Source organism: Gloeobacter kilaueensis JS1 (assembly GCF_000484535.1).
In the GTDB taxonomy this organism is placed as follows: domain Bacteria; phylum Cyanobacteriota; class Cyanobacteriia; order Gloeobacterales; family Gloeobacteraceae; genus Gloeobacter; species Gloeobacter kilaueensis.
The window spans coordinates 2,196,512-2,213,006 of the sequence record NC_022600.1; the positions used below are offsets into that span (position 1 = coordinate 2,196,512).

22 protein-coding genes are annotated in these 16,495 nt (G+C 60.9%); 7 read left to right on the forward strand and 15 right to left on the reverse strand.

Features of this window, described 5'->3' with window-relative positions:
- The first annotated feature begins 44 nt into the window (after nucleotides 1-44).
- Nucleotides 45-2,159, forward strand: coding sequence for a S9 family peptidase (locus GKIL_RS10140; protein ID WP_023173461.1), 2,115 nt, complete (start codon nucleotides 45-47; stop codon nucleotides 2,157-2,159).
- On the opposite strand, the gene GKIL_RS10145 is transcribed toward GKIL_RS10140, so the two are convergent.
- From GKIL_RS10145 to GKIL_RS10155, 3 genes are all read right to left on the reverse strand, one after another.
- Nucleotides 2,156-2,368 (reverse strand): hypothetical protein, encoded by a 213-nt coding sequence (locus GKIL_RS10145; protein ID WP_023173462.1) that lies wholly within the window; start codon nucleotides 2,366-2,368, stop codon nucleotides 2,156-2,158. The genes GKIL_RS10140 and GKIL_RS10145 overlap by 4 nt on opposite strands.
- A 25-nt stretch (nucleotides 2,369-2,393) precedes the next feature.
- A complete protein-coding gene (locus GKIL_RS10150; RefSeq protein WP_023173463.1) occupies nucleotides 2,394-3,578 on the reverse strand; it encodes an NAD(P)H-quinone oxidoreductase subunit H in 1,185 nt (394 codons plus the stop codon).
- 81 nt (nucleotides 3,579-3,659) lie between these two features.
- Nucleotides 3,660-4,823 carry a class I SAM-dependent methyltransferase gene (locus GKIL_RS10155; protein ID WP_041243874.1) on the reverse strand — a complete coding sequence of 388 codons (1,164 nt, stop codon included), beginning with the start codon at nucleotides 4,821-4,823 and terminating at the stop codon, nucleotides 3,660-3,662.
- A gap of 175 nt (nucleotides 4,824-4,998) precedes the next feature.
- On the opposite strand from GKIL_RS10155, the gene nuoB reads away from it, so the two are divergent.
- The gene (gene nuoB, locus GKIL_RS10160) at nucleotides 4,999-5,727 is read left to right on the forward strand and encodes an NADH-quinone oxidoreductase subunit NuoB (RefSeq protein WP_023173465.1); all 729 of its coding nucleotides are present in this window, start codon (nucleotides 4,999-5,001) and stop codon (nucleotides 5,725-5,727) included.
- On the forward strand, nucleotides 5,708-6,226 hold the full coding sequence (locus tag GKIL_RS10165; protein ID WP_023173466.1) for an NAD(P)H-quinone oxidoreductase subunit J: 519 nt from the start codon (nucleotides 5,708-5,710) through the stop codon (nucleotides 6,224-6,226). The genes nuoB and GKIL_RS10165 overlap by 20 nt, the downstream gene beginning before the upstream one ends.
- Here GKIL_RS10165 and GKIL_RS10170 read toward each other — a convergent pair.
- The 4 genes from GKIL_RS10170 to GKIL_RS10185 all read right to left on the reverse strand — a co-directional run bounded on the left by GKIL_RS10170 (nucleotide 6,220) and on the right by GKIL_RS10185 (nucleotide 8,463).
- The gene (locus tag GKIL_RS10170) at nucleotides 6,220-6,675 is read right to left on the reverse strand and encodes a hypothetical protein (RefSeq protein WP_023173467.1); all 456 of its coding nucleotides are present in this window, start codon (nucleotides 6,673-6,675) and stop codon (nucleotides 6,220-6,222) included. The two genes, GKIL_RS10165 and GKIL_RS10170, sit on opposite strands and share 7 nt — an antisense overlap.
- Entirely contained in the window at nucleotides 6,654-7,037 is a 384-nt protein-coding gene (locus GKIL_RS10175) for a phage holin family protein (protein WP_023173468.1), read from the reverse strand. Before GKIL_RS10175 ends, GKIL_RS10170 begins: the two co-directional genes overlap by 22 nt.
- Nucleotides 7,038-7,049: 12 nt before the next feature.
- Complete coding sequence (locus tag GKIL_RS10180) at nucleotides 7,050-7,442, reverse strand: hypothetical protein (protein ID WP_023173470.1); 393 nt, start codon at nucleotides 7,440-7,442, stop codon at nucleotides 7,050-7,052.
- Between the two features lie 127 nt (nucleotides 7,443-7,569).
- Nucleotides 7,570-8,463, reverse strand: coding sequence for a dockerin type I repeat-containing protein (locus GKIL_RS10185; protein ID WP_023173471.1), 894 nt, complete (start codon nucleotides 8,461-8,463; stop codon nucleotides 7,570-7,572).
- A 101-nt stretch (nucleotides 8,464-8,564) separates the two neighbouring features.
- Between GKIL_RS10185 and GKIL_RS10190 the strand changes: the two genes are divergently transcribed.
- Both GKIL_RS10190 and GKIL_RS10195 read left to right on the forward strand, forming a co-directional pair.
- Complete coding sequence (locus tag GKIL_RS10190) at nucleotides 8,565-9,560, forward strand: NAD(P)/FAD-dependent oxidoreductase (protein ID WP_023173473.1); 996 nt, start codon at nucleotides 8,565-8,567, stop codon at nucleotides 9,558-9,560.
- A 328-nt stretch (nucleotides 9,561-9,888) separates the two neighbouring features.
- A complete protein-coding gene (locus GKIL_RS10195) occupies nucleotides 9,889-10,254 on the forward strand; it encodes a DUF2237 family protein (RefSeq protein ID WP_023173474.1) in 366 nt (121 codons plus the stop codon).
- A 6-nt stretch (nucleotides 10,255-10,260) separates the two neighbouring features.
- On the opposite strand, the gene egtC is transcribed toward GKIL_RS10195, so the two are convergent.
- From egtC to GKIL_RS10210, 3 genes are read right to left on the reverse strand one after another with little or no spacing between them, the layout of a single operon-like run.
- The gene (gene egtC, locus GKIL_RS10200; RefSeq protein ID WP_023173475.1) at nucleotides 10,261-11,052 is read right to left on the reverse strand and encodes an ergothioneine biosynthesis protein EgtC; all 792 of its coding nucleotides are present in this window, start codon (nucleotides 11,050-11,052) and stop codon (nucleotides 10,261-10,263) included.
- A 25-nt stretch (nucleotides 11,053-11,077) separates the two neighbouring features.
- Nucleotides 11,078-11,452, reverse strand: coding sequence for a DUF423 domain-containing protein (locus GKIL_RS10205; protein WP_023173476.1), 375 nt, complete (start codon nucleotides 11,450-11,452; stop codon nucleotides 11,078-11,080).
- Nucleotides 11,452-11,859 carry an NUDIX hydrolase gene (locus GKIL_RS10210; protein ID WP_223173822.1) on the reverse strand — a complete coding sequence of 136 codons (408 nt, stop codon included), beginning with the start codon at nucleotides 11,857-11,859 and terminating at the stop codon, nucleotides 11,452-11,454. Before GKIL_RS10210 ends, GKIL_RS10205 begins: the two co-directional genes overlap by 1 nt.
- A gap of 255 nt (nucleotides 11,860-12,114) precedes the next feature.
- Between GKIL_RS10210 and GKIL_RS10215 the strand changes: the two genes are divergently transcribed.
- On the forward strand, nucleotides 12,115-12,906 hold the full coding sequence (locus GKIL_RS10215; RefSeq protein WP_023173479.1) for a PRC-barrel domain-containing protein: 792 nt from the start codon (nucleotides 12,115-12,117) through the stop codon (nucleotides 12,904-12,906).
- Here the strand turns inward: GKIL_RS10215 and bioB are convergent.
- The 3 genes from bioB to GKIL_RS10230 all read right to left on the reverse strand — a co-directional run bounded on the left by bioB (nucleotide 12,903) and on the right by GKIL_RS10230 (nucleotide 15,242).
- A complete protein-coding gene (gene bioB / locus GKIL_RS10220; protein ID WP_023173480.1) occupies nucleotides 12,903-13,847 on the reverse strand; it encodes a biotin synthase BioB in 945 nt (314 codons plus the stop codon). The two genes, GKIL_RS10215 and bioB, sit on opposite strands and share 4 nt — an antisense overlap.
- A gap of 88 nt (nucleotides 13,848-13,935) precedes the next feature.
- Nucleotides 13,936-14,400, reverse strand: a complete 465-nt coding sequence (locus tag GKIL_RS22600) for a hypothetical protein (protein ID WP_023173481.1) — start codon at nucleotides 14,398-14,400, stop codon at nucleotides 13,936-13,938.
- Between the two features lie 101 nt (nucleotides 14,401-14,501).
- Nucleotides 14,502-15,242 carry a proteasome-type protease gene (locus GKIL_RS10230; protein WP_041243876.1) on the reverse strand — a complete coding sequence of 247 codons (741 nt, stop codon included), beginning with the start codon at nucleotides 15,240-15,242 and terminating at the stop codon, nucleotides 14,502-14,504.
- A 142-nt stretch (nucleotides 15,243-15,384) separates the two neighbouring features.
- Here GKIL_RS10230 and GKIL_RS10235 point away from each other — a divergent pair, with 142 nt between their 5' ends.
- On the forward strand, nucleotides 15,385-15,759 hold the full coding sequence (locus GKIL_RS10235; RefSeq protein WP_023173483.1) for a hypothetical protein: 375 nt from the start codon (nucleotides 15,385-15,387) through the stop codon (nucleotides 15,757-15,759).
- Between the two features lie 38 nt (nucleotides 15,760-15,797).
- On the opposite strand, the gene GKIL_RS10240 is transcribed toward GKIL_RS10235, so the two are convergent.
- Together GKIL_RS10240 and pedR are read right to left on the reverse strand one after the other, a co-directional pair.
- Nucleotides 15,798-16,148 (reverse strand): hypothetical protein, encoded by a 351-nt coding sequence (locus GKIL_RS10240; RefSeq protein ID WP_023173484.1) that lies wholly within the window; start codon nucleotides 16,146-16,148, stop codon nucleotides 15,798-15,800.
- Entirely contained in the window at nucleotides 16,123-16,395 is a 273-nt protein-coding gene (pedR, locus tag GKIL_RS10245) for a photosynthetic electron transport-dependent transcriptional regulator PedR (RefSeq protein ID WP_023173485.1), read from the reverse strand. Before pedR ends, GKIL_RS10240 begins: the two co-directional genes overlap by 26 nt.
- Nucleotides 16,396-16,495: the final 100 nt, after the last annotated feature.

Below are 16,495 nucleotides of genomic sequence, written 5' to 3' on the forward strand. Positions count from 1 at the left end.
CCCTGGTATCGTGTACAGGTTTGCAAACAACAGGAGTGCTGAGCGTGCGCAACTGGGGGTCGTGGGGTGTGCTTTTTGGAGTGTGCATTTCGATCGCGGCGGTGCAGGCGGCTCCGCTGCGCCCGCTGCAGCTCGGCGATCTGCAGCAGTTGCGCGAGGTGAGCGAGCCGGAGTTTTCGCCGGAAGGCAACTGGGTCGCCTACGCGGTAAAGCGGCCCGACTTTGCTGCCGACGAAAACGACAGCGACATCTGGATGAGCCGCTGGGATGGTTCTGAGAAGTTGCGCCTCACGACTTCGAGCGCCAGCGAGCACACGCCGCGCTGGAGTCCGGATGGCCGGTACCTGGGCTTTCTGGCGGATCGGCCCGACAAGACAGACGACAAGGACGACAAGGACCAGGGCGATCAGCTCTGGCTGCTCAACCGCACCGGCGGCGAGGCTGAGAAGATCACAAGCTTCAAAGGCGGAGTGGTCGATTACGTCTGGTCGCCCGACAGCCGCAAACTGGCGCTCATCGTCGAAGATCCGGACCCGCAGGTAGAAGAAGAGACCGTCGAGATCCAGACCAACCCGACGGCAGGGGACAGCAAAAAAAACGTCCAGCTAAAAAAGACAAAGACGCCAAAGCCCATCGTCATCGACCGCTTTCAGTTCAAGCAGGACGAGGACGGCTATCTGGTCCACCGCCGCAAGCACCTTTATCTATTTGATCTGGCGACGCGCCAGGCGATGCTGCTTACGCCCGGCGACTACGACGAGCGCCTGCCCGCCTGGTCCCCCGACAGCAAGCAGATCGTCTTTGTGAGCAAGCGCCGGGCAGAGGCAGATCGTGACAACAACTGGGATCTCTATCTCATCGAGGCCAAAGCGGGAGCAAAACCCCGGCAGCTCACCGATTTTGCCGGTCCCGACAACGACCCGGACTACGAGAGCCGTCCCGCCTGGAGTCCGGATGGCCGCCAGATCGCCTACCTGCAGGGCGGGCCTTTGAAGTTGATTGGCTACGCTGTCCACGCCCTGGCAGTGATCCCGGCGGCGGGCGGCACGCCGCGCCTGCTCAGTGCAAATCTCGATCGCAACGTCCAGCATCCCAGCTGGAGTGCGGATGGGCGCTCGATCCGCTTCATCGTCGAGGACGACCGGACCGGTTATCTAGCCAGTGTGCCGGTGGCCGGAGGAGCGATCAGCCCTCTTACGAGCGGACGCCAGATGGTCGAAGAGTTTAGCGCCGCAACCAGTGGCCGGATCGCGATTGTTGCCAGTACGGCTTCGACCCTGCCGGAGGTCTTTGCCCTCGAAGGCGGCAAACAGTTGCCCCTCAGCCGCCAGAACGACGACTGGCTCGCCACGGTTCAGCTTGCGCCGGTGAGCGAAATCGATTTTCCGAGCAAGGACGGCACCGTTATCCACGGCTTTCTGGTCAAACCCCCCGGCTATCAATCTGGCCGCAAGTACCCGGCCCTCCTGCGCATTCACGGTGGGCCGGTGGGCCAGTTCGGCAACAGCTTTTCTTTTGAGTGGCAGTGGCTCGCCGCCAACGGTTACGCCGTCGTCGCCGCCAACCCGCGCGGTTCATCGGGGCGGGGTGAAGTGTTCTCGAAGGCGATTTACGCCGACTGGGGCCACCTGGACGCCCAGGATGTCCTTGCTGCGGTCGATTATGCCGTCGCTGGAGGTATCGCCGATCCCGAGCGTTTGGGCATCGGCGGCTGGAGCTACGGCGGGATGCTCACCAACTACACGATCGCTCAGGATAGGCGCTTCAAAGCGGCGATTAGCGGTGCCAGTATCGCCAATATCCTCTCCGGCTACGGCACCGATCAGTACATCCGCGACTACGAAACGGAACTGAGCACCCCCTGGCGTAACCTCGAAGGCTGGATGAAAATTTCTTTCCCCTTCTTCCACGCCGATCGGATTGCAACACCGACGTTGTTTTTGTGCGGCGAGAAGGACTTCAACGTGCCGCTCCTCAATTCTGAGCAGATGTACCAGGCCCTACGCAGTCTGGGCCTCGATACCCAGCTTGTGATCTATCCGGGTCAGCACCACGGCATCAGCAAGCCCAGCTACCGCCGCGACCGGCTCGAACGCTACGTCGCCTGGTACGACCGCTTCTTAAAATCAAAAACGACCGGAACGACCGCGAGCCGCTAACTCCCGTTGCGGTAATGGGCATCGACCCAGCAGCGCGGCAGAGGTTCATCGGAAGGAAAGACCAGTTCGGCTTTGGCGTAGGCGCGGGCTTCCTGTTCCTCTTGCCCGGCCTGGAGCTGGCCCTGGATGTGGGACGCACTCGGAGCAATCAGTTCGTCGATCGCGAGCACTTCGATCAGATCGTCGGTCCCTCGATGCTTCAGCAACATACAATTTTTCTCCTGATAGTGACGCTCAGCGGTCCACCGAGCCCATGATGATGTCGATCGAACCCAGGATGACGATCAAGTCGGCCACCTTCGCCCCCTGCAGCAGGTAGGGCAACACGGCCAGATTGACAAAATCCGGTGGCCGAATCTTCCAGCGCCAGGGGTTGGTCTGGTCGTTGCCGATGAGGTAGACGCCCATCTCACCCTTGGCCTCCTCGATGCGGGCATAGGCTTCGCCGGTGGGCAGTTTGAAGGTGGGCGACGATTTTCTGCCGATGAACTGGTAATCGAAGCTGTTCCACTCGGATTTGGGACCTTCCGCCAGCCGGCGGGCCTCCAGTTGCTCAAAGGGACCGCCCGGTAGCCTGTCGAGGGCCTGCAGGACGATCTTGACCGACTCGCGCATCTCCTTCATCCGCACCAGATAGCGGGCCAGACAGTCCCCTGCCGTCTCCCAGGCCACCTCGAAGTCAAATTCGTCGTAGACCTCGTAGGGGTCCACCTTGCGCAGGTCCCACTGGACGCCGGAGGCGCGCAGCATCGGACCGGACAGCCCCCAGTTGATCGCCTCCTCGCGGCCAATCACCCCGATATTTTCGACCCGCCGCCGGAAGATCGGGTTGTTGGTGATGAGCCGCTCGTACTCGTCTACTTTGGCCGGAAAGTACTCGCAAAAATCGCGGCACTTGTCTACCCAGCCGTAGGGCAGATCGACTGTCACCCCCCCGACGCGAAAGTAGTTGTTGCCGATCATCCGCAGTCCCGTGGCCGCCTCGAACAGGTCGTAGATCATCTCCCGTTCGCGGAAAATATAGAAGAAGGGCGACTGGGCACCGAGGTCGGCCATAAACGGACCCAGCCACATCAGGTGGTTGGCGATCCGCGACAGCTCGATCATGATCACACGAATGTAGCGCGCCCGCTTCGGTACATCGATCCCGGCCAGCACCTCGGGAGCGGCAATTGTCACCGCCTCGTTCATCATCGCCGCCGTATAGTCCCAGCGCGAGACGTAGGGCAAGAACATAATCACCGTGCGGTTCTCGGCGATCTTTTCCATGCCCCGGTGCAGATAGCCAATCACCGGTCGGCAATCGACGATATTCTCGCCGTCGAGGGTGACGATCAGCCGCAGCACGCCGTGGGTCGAAGGATGGTGCGGACCCATGTTGATCACCATCTGGTCGGTGCGCGTCTCGATCGAAGTCATGGCGAGCCTTCTGGCAGCGGCACACTCATGCTAGTCGCGGGCTATGGCAGCGCAATGTACCTGCGGGGGGATTGCGGCGAATTACAGCTGCGCAGTCAGACCGCGCAACCCTGCCTCCTTCTCATCCACGTTCTTGCTGAGGACAAGTACGCCAAATTCACCGAGGCCATCGGGTTTGACCAGTTGCTGGAGCGCCTCCCGGCGGCGCAGCCGCTCCTGCAGTTGCTCGTAGCTGGTAGGGGTGCCCAGGGCTGCGAGCCGCTCTCCCAGCCCCAGAGCCCAGAGAAAAAAATTCTGCCGGGTAAAGCCTACGGTCCGCAATCCAAGCGCTTCCGCCTGCTGGGTGAGGGCAGTGAAATCGACGTGGCTCGTCAGATCCTGGCTGCCGATGTGCCTGTAGGGATCGGCCTGGAGGGTGTGGCGGTAGTAGCACTGGAGGGTGCCCTCCGAGCGCACCGGCCTGTAGTACTGATTGGCGGTGTAGCCGTAATCGATAATCAGGACAAAGCCCCGTCTCAGGACGCGCTCCACTTCGGTGAGCCAGTCGAGGGCTGCCAGGTTGATCTCACTTGTAAAGCCATCGGGTAAATCTTCGACTCGCAGACCCAGGGCGTTTAGATGGGCTTCCAGACGGGGCGTCGATGGCGGCGCGAGCACCGGGCGAAAGCCGTGCCCGTCCTCGCTCACCTCCACAAAGACCTCCTGCAACTGTCCGTTTTCTACACAAAAGCGATGCACCGGCAGGGCGTCGAGCAGTTCGTTGCAAAAGAGCACGCCGGTGATCGCTTGCTCTTCGATCGCCTCCAGCGACTGCCAGCGGACATCGAACGCACGGAGCCGCTTTTTTTGTTGAGCAGCGAGCGTCCCTGAGCGCTCGATGAGCGTGTAGCGCAGCCCAGCCCCCATCGCCGGTGCCTGGGCGTGGATGTACTCTAAGATGTCGGCGGCAAGCAGTCCCTGGCCCGCTCCTATCTCCACCAGATCGAACGGTTCCGGCTCTGCGAGCCGCTGCCAGATCTCGACAAATTGCACCGCCAGCAGTTCGCCAAAATCCGGCCCCAGGTGCGGTGCCGTGTAGTAGTCGCCCCCGGCCCCAATCGCCTCGGCTGGACGGCTGTAGTAGCCGTAGCGGGGGTGGTAGAGGGCGAGGTCCATAAATACCGCAAAGCTGATCCGCTTTTGCGGACTGGCAGCTATCCGTTTGCCCATCACCTGCTCAAGGGGAGATGCACTGTTTTCGCCCATGAGATGTATTGAAGTGGACCGCCGTGCTGCGGTACTTCCGCCCAGAGAAAGATTGCGCTCCGGTGACGCCCCTGGCCGGCAAATACCCCGATGGTTAGAGGCTGATCATTTACTAGAAAACTTAGAGTGTGGGCACTCTCCGGCGGTGCCTCCGCCGGGAAATTTACGGGAAACGATGGACGAAAAGCTTCAGCAGATGATGTATCCACCTGAGTTACCGGAAATTACTTCCGAGCTCAGCAACAATGTTGTCCTCACGACGCTCAACGACCTGTACAACTGGGCGCGGCTCTCCAGCGTCTGGCCCCTGATGTACGGCACCGCCTGCTGCTTTATCGAGTTCGCCGCCCTCATCGGGGCGCGCTTCGACTTTGATCGCTTCGGTCTGGTGCCCCGTAGCTCGCCCCGGCAGGCGGACCTCATCATCACTGCCGGAACGATCACGACCAAATTTTCCGATGTGCTGGTGCAGCTCTACCAGCAGATGCCCGAACCCAAGTACGTGATCGCCATGGGTGCCTGCACGATCACCGGCGGCATGTTCTCCGCCGACTCCTACACCGCCGTGCGGGGGGTGGACAAACTGATCCCGGTCGATGTCTACCTGCCCGGTTGCCCGCCCCGTCCCGAAGCGATCTTCGATGCGATCATCAAACTGCGCAAAAAAATGGGGGCAGAAGATTTTCGCGAGCGGGGCAACCACCAGAACCAGACCCACCGCTACTACACCCTCAGCCACAATCTCAAGGCGATCCCGGACGTGCTCGACAAAGAGTACCTGCGCATGGAAAGCCGCCAGCAGATGCCGCCCGCCATCGCCGCCGCCCTCGAAATGCAGCAGGCTCTGGATGTCAGCCGCCCACCTCTAGAACTGGAGAACCGCGATGGAAACACCGCCCGCTGAAAATACAGCGATCGAACCGGTCCAGCCCGGCCCGTACACGCTCCTGCTTCAGCAGCAAAACCTGAGCGCTGAATTTTTGGGCTACGGCCAGGACAAAGTCGAAATGATCAGCGTCGCCCCCCAGGATCTGCTGCAGGTTGCAAAGGCCCTGCGCGAAGCCGGGTTCAACTACCTGCGGCTGCAGTGCGGCTACGACGAGGGGGCAGGCGAAAGGCTCGTGAGCGTCTACCAGCTCACCCAGGTGGGCGACAATCTGCGCACGCCCCCCGAGGTGCGGCTGAAGGTCTTCTTGCCCCGCGACAACCCGAGGGTGCCCTCGGTCTATTGGCTCTGGAAGGCGGCGGACTGGCAGGAGCGCGAGTCGTTCGACATGTTCGGCATCGTCTACGAGGGCCATCCCAACTTGATCCGTATCCTGAGCCAGGAAGATGTCATGGGCTGGCCCCTGCGCAAGGACTACGTCACCCCGGATCTCTACGAGTTGCAGGACGCCTACTGAGCGTCCGGCTGGCGCGGGTCATCGAAGAAGCGCTTTGCCAGGTACTGTGCTCCTTCGCGGAGCACCGTCGTGGCGACATTGGTGAGCACGGTGGCCACCAGGGTGTTCTGCCCCGTCTGCTTGATCAGCTCTGCTTCGCGGCGCGTGGGCGTTGCCCCCGGTTTCGCCGGGCGGTTGCTGCGGCTGGGGCGACCACCTGGCAGGGCAAAACCCGCGACGATCCCTGCTGCCGCTGCCAGAGCAACGGCCTGATAAGGGTAGCGGTAGAGCCACAGCTGCCAGCTCATATTGGCGCGTAGCTGCTGCTGCAACAGGGCGGTCGTCTGGGAGATCTGGGCGCGGGTGCGCCGGATTTCCCGCTCGGCGGGCAACTGCTCGGCCTCACTCACGCTACTGGCCGCTTTGATGTCGTCGCGGTCCTGTCGGGTTATTGCTTGCGTGTCAGCCATGCGATCGTCTCCTGGGTTTCTTCGCGGGTGCGGATAGCCGGTTCGATATTCTGGATGCGGCGCAGCGACAACAGCGCCAGAAGGCCGCCACCGCCTAAAAAGACGACGGCGACGATCAAACTGGCCAGCCAGGGAGCAAGCCAGATTTCAAGAGCGTGCATCAGCGTGACGCCGATAAAAGCAAGGCCAAGAATGGCAAGGATGCCCCCAGCCGCAATGCCGACCGACTGCACAGCGAACTGCTTGCCGTCTGAAACCATTTCCTGATAAGCGAGGCGCAGGTGGGCAGCGAGCAACTGTTCCATCTGAGCAATGAGCTGAGAGAGCAGACTGCCGACATTTGTCTCGGTGTAGCGTTGCATTGCGCTCTCCTGCTAACTCTTGATGAGACGGGCGAGAAGAAAACCAACGACGAACGCGCCACCGACGCTCAGCAGAGGCTGCTTGCGGATCTGCTTTTTGAATTGTTCGCCCAGTTCGTCGGTGTCGGTCGATTCGAGGTACTCCGCACCCCTGCGGATCGTCCCTGCGACGCCGCTGCTGAGCCTGCCCACCTGGGTACCGGGCTCGCCGTAATTTTCGAGCTTGTCGGCGACAGTGTGCAGCTTGCTCGCGGTGCCGTCGATTACATCGTCGATCCGCCCCTTCACCTGCTGGAGGTTTTCTGACTGCCTGTCACTACCGGGAGTGTCTTCGCTCCGATGGACTTTTTGCTCTTCTTCGAGCGGATTTGCAGCGCCTGGAATGTGGTTCGTCTGGCTTTCCATAATCGTCTTTTACAACCGTCTTTTGCTTCTGGGTCACGTATCCCCCAGAATAGGTTGCAATCGAGTTGCAGACATTGTTCGCGAGAGAGAAATCGGCCCCGCCGAAGGGTAGAATCCGCTTTGGGTGCTAACGGCAGCGCAAAGAAGCGAGATCGACATCCGGCAGGCGGGTGCGCTCAGAACCAGCAACGCGCTCCATCGGACCGCCGCGCACGTAGTAGTCGCCCGCCGATAAGCTGCCCATCGGTCTGCCGCCGTTAAATAAAAAGCCGAACAGGCCGCCCAAAAGACCGCCGCCCCCCTGGCCGCTGCCGGCATCGAGCACTTCGACCCGAATCCGGATCTCAGCCTGGCCGGGTCCACGGTTGAGAATGTCTGCGGTCGAAGCATAGACCGCTCCGCCTTGATCGCGCAGTTGCTCGGTAAAGCTAAAGCGCGCATCGCTGTAGTCGTTTACCTGCCAGCACAGCCGGTCGAGGCGCTCGCCGGTCTGCACCTTGTAGGTGCTGTAGAGCTTCGAGAGGTCGCCGGGTAGACTGAGCTGCTCGCTCTGGTAATTGTTGCCGCCACCAAAGCCACCGCGCGCGTCGTAGATCTGCGATTGAAAGCGCCAGCTACCGCGCACCCACTCCGGCACCACATCCGCCACCCCGAGCTGGAAGGCAGAGCTACTTGCACTCGCCCGGTAGCCGCCCCGGCGACTATTCGCCCGATCGCTGCTGGCACGGCCATTGAGGGTCGGTTCATCGACGGTGGCGATACCCAGTTGCTGGCGCAGGCGGTTGGCGTCCTTGCTATTTACTACACCGTCGCCGTTGAGATCGGCGCGCGCACTTTGATCGCCGTCGAGCAGTCCCGAGCCGTCCAGGTACTGTTCTAAAAGGCCCAGGTCAGCGCGGTCCACCTTGCCATCGCCGTTGAGATCCCCCGCCGTCTGGGCGCTGAGCGGCCCGACCGCCAGCAACAGCACCAGGGCAGCGACCGGCCCAGAGAATCTGATTGGACTTTGAAAGATTGCCACTGCTCTTTTGACAGCCTCCGGCTGGCCCAGGTTCCCCCTCCATTGTGGGCCGGACGCGAAATTAGAGACAATAGGAAAGTACCCCAGAGCGAAGCACAGCCGTGATTCTCAAACACGAACATCTCGAAGCCAAGCAGCAAGAACTGTACGACGTGATCGTGGTCGGCGGGGGAGCCGGTGGATTGTCGGCGGCGGTGTATCTCGCCCGCTACAACCTGAAGGTGCTCGTCATCGAAAAAGGACGGGGCCGCTCCTTCTGGATGCAAAAGCTCTGGAATTACCTTCCGGCTGTGATCAGCGGCAAAGAACTGATCGAGGGGGGCAGGATGATGGCCCTCGACTACGGGGCCGACTGGCTGAATGGCTTTGTCGAGTCGGTACAGGATACTGGCGGCGAGTTTGCCGTGCGCGTCAAGTACCGCCTCAAAAATAGCGAGTACCCGGTCTTCCGCTCGAAGTACCTGATCGCGGCGAGCGGTCTCATCGACGTACTGCCGCATCTGGCCGATATGCAAAATGTCTACGAGTACGCGGGCTACAACCTGCACGTCTGCTTGATCTGCGACGGCCACGAGATGACCGACCAGCGTGCCGCCCTGATCGCAGGCAGCGAGTCTGCGATCAACACCGCCTTTTTTCTGAGCTGGTTCACCCCCTACATCAGCGTTCTCACCCAGGGCGCTTTTCCGGTCAGTGAGGCGATGCGCACCAAGCTGGCCGAGCACGGCTATCCGCTCATCGAAAAACCGATTGCCCGCTTCCTGGGCCGCGACCACGTGATGGACGGCATCGAATTTACCGACGGCACCGTGCTCAAAGTAGACACGGGCCTTGTCTCGATGGGCTCGATCCGCCACAACGAATACCTCGAAGGTCTGGACCTCCAAAAAGACAGCGAAGACATCGTTACCGACGGCTACTGCCGCACCTCCCACCCGCGCCTCTTCGCCGTAGGCGATCTTAAAAAGGGCCTCAACCAGGTTTCGATCGCCGTCGCCGACGGCACCTTGGCCGCCACCGCGATCTGGAAGGAGATCCGGCGCGAGCAACCGGCGCGCAAGTGGCTCGAAAACCTGCGCCAGCCCGAAGTGGTTTAACAGCTCAAGGCCCCTGCCCGCCTTCACCCATCCCCCCTGCAGCTGCTCCTGCCAGACTCCCTGATTGTCCTCACCCATCCCCCCTGCAGCCCAGTTACAGTGAACCCCCCCTCTCCTCCCCTGCCCAGCGGGGGCAGGGGAGGAGAGGGGGGGCAGGGGGGGTGTGGAGGGGTGGGGGACGGTCTTAGTCACTACCCAAAAAAGCAAAAGAACGACCAGCTCCTATTGGATCCCAAGCCCCCTGACCTGCGCGGTGTGAGCTTGAAGCTGGTCTGATTGAACGCACCAGTGTGATACGGTAGGCGCATCAATCTGTGCGGGCTTTTCGATGTCACAGGCAAAGAACGTCCTCGGCGGCCCCCTGCAGACCTGCTGCCAATCCCCACTGACTGGCTTTTACCGCACTGGCCTCTGCGAGACCGGGCCCGAAGATAGCGGAGTACACGTAGTCTGTGCCCGCGTCAGCGAAGCTTTTTTGAGCTACACGCGGGCGATGGGCAACGACCTTTCGACTCCCGTACCGGCGGCGCGCTTTCCTGGCCTCAAGCCGGGCGATTGCTGGTGCCTTTGTGCGGCGCGCTGGCTTGAGGCGCTGCGCGATGGGGTGGCCCCGCCGGTGGTCCTGGCGGCGACCCACGAGGCTGCCCTGCGGACGGTTTCGCTCGCGGATCTCAAGGCGCACAGCATCGACTGAGGCTCCTCAGCCGATCGTAGTCAGTTGCACCGCACCGCCGGGGGTAGCCGTAAGGATGCTGCCCGCCGGGACGCGCTTCCAGTGCTCAGAAGGAGTCAGGGGCTCGGAGGCAATAAGAAATGCATCGGGGTAACGCAGATCGCCATTGAGCCAGTACAGGCTCGGGGGATTGGGACGATTGGCGTAGCGGGAGGCCACCAGTTGCTCGCCGTCGCTGAGGATCAAGTTCAAAGAAATAGCAACGTTCTGTTTGGCTGCCCAGTCCGCGAGAGTGCGGATCGAAGCGGCGAGGGCGTCGGTGAGACTGCCGCCCTGACGCTGCCACAGGTTGAGCACAAAGGCAAAGAGGTGCTCGGAGTCGGTGCTGCCGTCGATCGCCTTGTAATAGATATCGTCGAGGCTGTCGCGGATCGGTCGGTAGAGCGTCTGGCGAAAGTTCTCGATAAAACCGTTGTGCTGGGCGAGGATCTGCTCGAAGCAAAAAGGCTGGCAGTTGCTGAGATCGACCGCCTGACCGGGGGTGGCGCTGCGGACGTTGGCAAGCAGGCAGTGCGAATGGATATAGCGCACCAGGGCCGGAAAGTTCGCATCGCCCCAGATGGGCTGGGTGCTGCGAAAGCGAAACGGTGAACCTTCCCGTCCGGGATCGTACCAGCCGAAACCGAAGCCGTCGGCGTTGAGCAGGCCGGAAGTCATCTCCTGTGGTCGATAACTCTGGAGGACGAGCGAAAATTCCGGTTTTTCGACCAGATCGACGAGGGCAAGGCTGGGGCCAAGGTAGGCGAGCAATCGGCACATAGGTACACAGTATCGGGTGGACTTCTTACTTATAGTTCCAGGCTGCCAGAGCCAGGCAGAGCCAGCCGAGCAGGTAGGCGGCCCCCCCCAGGGGCGTGATCGCTCCCAGCCACTTGATGCCGCTCAGGCTCAGGGCGTAGAGACTGCCCGAGAAGATCAAAGTCCCGGCGATAAAGGCGTACCCGCTCACCGTCAATAGCGGATTCGGACCGCTGCGCTCCAGCAACAGAGCCACCAGGATCAAAGCCAGAGCGTGATACATCTGATAGCGGGCGGCAGTCTCAAAAATTTCGAGCGCCCGCTCGTCGAGTTGGGAGCGCAGGGCGTGGGTTGCAAAGGCTCCGGCGGCGACGGCCAGCCCCGCCAGTACCGCCGCAGTGGCCAGAAAAAAACGAAACATCAATCTACCACCAGCGAATTCGATAAATAATGCTCCAGTTGTTCGCGACAATCGAGCGTCAGTTCTGCGGGCAGGGCGTCGAGGGCAAAAGCGCCCGCCCGCTCGACTTCGAGTTTGTCGCGCGGTCGCATCTCGGCGGCTTCGACAAAAACCTCCATGACAATGCTGACGCTATGAAAGCGCGGATCGCGCCTGGGATCGGAGTAGACACCGCTCAGCCGCCCGATGCGTAAGACCCGCAGCCCGCACTCTTCGAGCACCTCCCGGATAATCGCCGCTCGAATCTTCTCGTTGTTGTCCATCAGCCCGCCGGGCAGCACCCAGCCGCCGCGATGCAGTTTGACGAGCACTACCTCACCGCCCGGCAGCAACGGAATGGCGCGCACGCCGACCAGCGGCCTGCCCAACAGCAAACCGAGCAGGGTACGGGCGATGTACCAGAAGGTCGCGGGCCATCCAGGTTTAGCAGAAGTGATAGATGGCTCCTTTCTTAAAAAATCGCGTCGGCATCCAGTCTATCAATCTTGAAAGTCAGCCTTCAGAGGGAAGTGAGTGGACAGATCGCTCGATATTCTCGAAGGAAAGACAACAAAATGGTCACTTCCCAGGAGAAAAGTCACAGATGGGATAGTGTCGGATTTGTATGCGAAGAGGACTCTGCAATGCTATTTATCAGAGCTGACGACAAGAAGTACGGCGACCCGGCGATCGCTGAGCGCTTCGGCAGGCAGGCGCTGATCAACGCCGAGGACGAAAAGCTTGGCAACATCGACCACGTATTTGTGAACGTCAACGACGCCAACGACCTCTACCTTGAGGCGAACCTCGGGGGCGGCCTGTTTGGTTTCGGGGGCAAGGAGTTTTTGATTCCGGCGGGCAAGCTGGCTGCGCGCGGCGAGAATCTCTTTTTGGATCTGCCCAAGGACGAGACGGCGATGCAGGGACGGCTCGTACCGGGCAGCGGCCAGGATTATTTAGCCGGCATTCTCGCTCCGCCCTACGGTTACGCCGAGGGCCAGGGCGAAGGCATCAAAGAAGCGATCGGCGGTGGCACTGGCCTGCCGGGCGGCAACTTCGCGGGCAACGTCGGCGACTACGGTGGCCGCCGGGTGACGAGCAACGTCGTGGACGCCCACCGGGGCAAGATCACCGCCCTCAAGGGCAACCGCCTCTACGAATCGACGACCAGCGAGCAGTTCGGCACGATCGAAGAAGTCTACTGCGATCTGTCCACGGGTGAGCCGACCCTGCTCAAGATTCGCTACGGCGGCGACCAGCAGCCCGGCGGTTTCTTCAGCCTCTTTGGCAGCGGGCACGATGTCCTGGTCTCCCTCGACGCGCTGGTCAAAAATGGCGACTTCTATTACCTGCGCGACCCCCAGACCCTCCAGATCCTGCACAGCGGCGACGAGAGGGGCTCTGTCGGTACACCGGCTGTCGCGCCCGAATTCTAGCTACCGCCACCACGGGCCTGCATCCCCAGCTTCGCAAGCAGGTGCTGGTCCTGGGAGGCGGCGGGGTTCGGCGTCGTGAGCAGTCTTGCTCCTGCAAAAATCGAGTTGGCTCCTGCCAGAAAACACAGCGCCTGCAACTCGTCGCTCATCGCCAGCCGTCCGGCAGAGAGGCGAACGATGGCGCGAGGAAAGACGATGCGGGTCGTCGCCACCAGCCGCACCACCTCCAGAGGCTCTACTGGCTCCGCGTTGGCCAGGGGTGTACCTGTAACAGGCACGAGGTTGTTGATCGGAATTGACTCGGGCTGCGGGTCGAGGCTGCTGAGCACTGCCAGTAGCTCAAAGCGGTCCTGGAGAGATTCGCCCATCCCTACGATTCCGCCGCAGCAGACCGAGATGCCGGCGGCGCTGACCGCCTCGATGGTTGCAAGCCGGTCCTGGTAGGTGCGGGTGGTAACCACCTGGGGATAGTAGCTGGGGCCAGTGTCGAGGTTGTGGTTGTAGGCGGTCAGTCCAGCCGCCTTCAGACGCAGCGCCTGGTGGGGTTTGAGCATCCCGAGGGTGCAGCAGACTTCGAGGTCCAGTGCCGCCACAGCCCTCACCATCTCAAGCACGCGCTCGAACTGGGGGCCGTCTTTGACTTCGCGCCAGGCCGCTCCCATACAAAAGCGGGTGGAACCTGCCGCCCGCGCCGCCTGCGCCTCAGCTACGACCGCTTCCAGATCGCTCAGGGGCTGGGGAACAAGACCAGTCGTGTGGTGGGCACTCTGGGAGCAGTAGCCGCAATTTTCGGGGCAGAGGCCGCTTTTGATGTTGCTCAGGGTGCAAAACTGCACCTGGCGCGGGTCGTGGTGTTCGCGGTGAGCGCGTTGCGCCTCGTAGAGCAGGTCCGGCAGGGACTGGTGGTAGATGCGGGCAATCTCAGCGACGGTAGTGGCCATGGGCGACGCAGTTGGAGCACGAACAATGTAGCACCTGGCTTTGGCGCTCAAGCCGGATCTGGATTTGCAGATCCGGCTTTGGAGTACTCTAGACCGCCTGCTTGAAGAGGCCAATGCCGTAATAGCAGGGATCTTTGGTCTTGCAGCCGCGCATCACGACCTGAACCTGGAACTTGCCTGCAATCTCAGGGCCAATCTTGATAGTGGGATAATCGCTGACGCTCACATCCTGGGCGACGACCTTGCCGTTGTAGATGAGCCGGAGATCGACGTCGGAGCAGTACTGATCGCAGACAGCCAGCAGTGCCCGCCTGCCGGTGCTCTGGTTGAGAGCGACATTAAAGAAAGTCGTCCGGTTGTTGGTCAGACCACCGGTGAAATATTTTTTTCCTTCGAGCTGGTAGCCCGGTAGGGCTGCCCGAGCGGCTTTGGCCAGGTAGCTCCCGACCTGCTGCCGCCACTGGTTGCTCTGAGCGATGGCATCTGTCGGAACCAGAAGCATCAGTGCCCCTACCGCTGCGAGGCTAAATCCAATCGGGAAGAGTTTTTTCATCGAAGTTCAGCTCCAGGAAGCTTGTGAGAGTATACGCACTATCGATAGGGATACCACGCACCTGTCATAATTTCCCAAAATCGCGTCTGCCGGACGGTCCATCACACAATCGGGCTGCACTGAAAGGGGATCTCCGGCAAGTTGTGAAAGGCATTCTGCAGCGACTGGCTCCAGGCCCGGCGCATCTCGACCCAGAAAGGATCGCCCTCCTGCAGGCGGCAACTCTGGGCGATGCGGAAGCTGTCGCGCTCGTAGACCAACAAATCTATCGGAGCCCCGACTGAGAGGTTCGAGATCATCGTCGAATCCATCGACAACAGCGCGCACATCGAGGCGGTCCTCAGGCTGCTGCGGTAGTTGAAGACGCGATCGAGGATGGGCTTTCCGTACTTGGTCTCGCCGATCTGGACGAAGGCCGTTTCCTCGGTTGCCTGGATAAAGTTGCCCTGGGTGTAGACGAGGTAGAGCGCCGGAATGTCGCCCTTGATCTGGCCTGCGACGATCAAGTTGACGCTGAAGTCGATGTTGTCCTTTTCGAGGGCGGCCCGGTCCTGCTGCTCGATAAGGCGGATCTTCTGGCCGATGTAGCGGCTGATGGCAAACATATTCGGCAGCGAGTGCAGGTTCTCCTCCTCCTTGAGCACGTCCTGGCGCAGGAGGTTGATCACCGACTGGGTGATCGAGAGATTGCCGGAGGTGAGAATAAAGATCATCCGTTCACCGGGAATCGAGAAATCAAACACCTTGCGGTAGCTCGATACGTAATCGACGCCGGCGTTCGTGCGTGAGTCGGCTGCCAATACCAATCCCGCTTCCATCAAAAGTCCAAGGCAGTAGGTCACCGTCGGCCTTCCCCAACGCTGGACACGCTCATCTTGCCATCTTGAGCAGCCAGATCGCAGGATGCCTATTTACAGGCGGCCTGTCGTTTGCGGGCGTCCTCTGCTAGGATCCCCTCAAGCATCGTTCAGCAAGGGACGCGAGATGAAAGATTTACTGCTGTGCGAGCGGACAATCGGTGAGGTGAAGCTCCGTGGTTACCGGTTGCAGGATCACTTTCTGATTGCCGTTTGGGGAGTACCGGGTTCGTCCGAACAGCCGAAACGTCTGGTTTGCCATGACTTTGAGCACCTGAACGATCTGTGGAGAACCTGGCAGCAAATCGAACCACAAGCGCTCATCGACCAGCTCGCTGCTTTTAAAGAAGGGATGTTACCCAAGCCCAAGCCCAAGATCTTCAAAAAGCCCGAAGCGCGGGGACCGTCCGGCGGCGGCCTGATCAAAAAACAGACCAGACCCAGCGCCGACGATGGGGAGAGCCTGCCAGAAAACAGTCCTCCCAAGCGGCGGCTGTTTTGAAGATCCCCTGGCAATGGACCACAAGCCCTGCCTGGGGCTTATTTGTCCAGCACAGGCAGCAGTCTGGCTCCGGCTTTTACAGAATAGACCTGATCGCCCCGCACCAGGCGGGCGGTGTCGCCCCGCGTGTCCGGTGTCTCGTAGTAGCGTTGCAGGTAATATTCGAGGATGACCGCCAGTTGCCGCCGGTCCGCCGCCGTCCTCGGGCTATCGAATGTCAGGCATTCGACTTGATCGAGGTGACTGTCAAAGTGCGGATTGCTGCGCAGGACCACCTGCGCCTGGATAGCCAGCTGAGCGATGTGAACGGCGCATTCGCGGTAGGTGGCAAGGGGCCAGCCTGGCAGGTAGAGCGCCCAGGGATCAGGCGTGGGAGGAGCCGTTGCCATTCGGGAGGATGCAGCAGTTCACTTCGTCGATGCAGACTTTGCCCCACTGCAGCGCCCAGCGCACCAGCTCCACCCGATTCTTGGTCCGGGTCTTCTGCAAGATGTTGCTTACGTGATTATCGACGGTACGCTTGCTGATTTCGAGCGCAGCAGCGATGTCCTCGTTGGTGAGACCCTGGGCCACCAGTTCCAGAATCTGCAGCTCCCGGTCGGACAGGGTTTCACCAGCCGCGCGCGTTTCAGACATGGGGATGAGGTAGGTATAAATTCTTGTTCCCCTTCATTCTACGGGATCTAGAGGCGAGTGGGGATCAAAGCAGTGACATATCCCGGTATCTCGCCTACCC

Coding starts and splice junctions, on each gene's coding strand:
- GKIL_RS10155 (WP_041243874.1), bottom strand. CDS start 4,823: ATGGGCGAAAACAGTGCATCTCCCCTTGAGCAGGTGATGGGCAAACGG.
- GKIL_RS10180 (WP_023173470.1), bottom strand. CDS start 7,442: ATGGAAAGCCAGACGAACCACATTCCAGGCGCTGCAAATCCGCTCGAA.
- egtC (WP_023173475.1), bottom strand. CDS start 11,052: ATGTGCCGATTGCTCGCCTACCTTGGCCCCAGCCTTGCCCTCGTCGAT.
- GKIL_RS10145 (WP_023173462.1), bottom strand. CDS start 2,368: ATGTTGCTGAAGCATCGAGGGACCGACGATCTGATCGAAGTGCTCGCG.
- bioB (WP_023173480.1), bottom strand. CDS start 13,847: ATGGCCACTACCGTCGCTGAGATTGCCCGCATCTACCACCAGTCCCTG.
- GKIL_RS10195 (WP_023173474.1), top strand. CDS start 9,889: ATGTCACAGGCAAAGAACGTCCTCGGCGGCCCCCTGCAGACCTGCTGC.
- GKIL_RS22600 (WP_023173481.1), bottom strand. CDS start 14,400: ATGAAAAAACTCTTCCCGATTGGATTTAGCCTCGCAGCGGTAGGGGCA.
- GKIL_RS10240 (WP_023173484.1), bottom strand. CDS start 16,148: ATGGCAACGGCTCCTCCCACGCCTGATCCCTGGGCGCTCTACCTGCCA.
- GKIL_RS10215 (WP_023173479.1), top strand. CDS start 12,115: ATGCTATTTATCAGAGCTGACGACAAGAAGTACGGCGACCCGGCGATC.
- GKIL_RS10170 (WP_023173467.1), bottom strand. CDS start 6,675: ATGGCTGACACGCAAGCAATAACCCGACAGGACCGCGACGACATCAAA.
- GKIL_RS10175 (WP_023173468.1), bottom strand. CDS start 7,037: ATGCAACGCTACACCGAGACAAATGTCGGCAGTCTGCTCTCTCAGCTC.
- GKIL_RS10235 (WP_023173483.1), top strand. CDS start 15,385: ATGAAAGATTTACTGCTGTGCGAGCGGACAATCGGTGAGGTGAAGCTC.
- pedR (WP_023173485.1), bottom strand. CDS start 16,395: ATGTCTGAAACGCGCGCGGCTGGTGAAACCCTGTCCGACCGGGAGCTG.
- GKIL_RS10165 (WP_023173466.1), top strand. CDS start 5,708: ATGGAAACACCGCCCGCTGAAAATACAGCGATCGAACCGGTCCAGCCC.
- nuoB (WP_023173465.1), top strand. CDS start 4,999: ATGGACGAAAAGCTTCAGCAGATGATGTATCCACCTGAGTTACCGGAA.
- GKIL_RS10150 (WP_023173463.1), bottom strand. CDS start 3,578: ATGACTTCGATCGAGACGCGCACCGACCAGATGGTGATCAACATGGGT.
- GKIL_RS10205 (WP_023173476.1), bottom strand. CDS start 11,452: ATGTTTCGTTTTTTTCTGGCCACTGCGGCGGTACTGGCGGGGCTGGCC.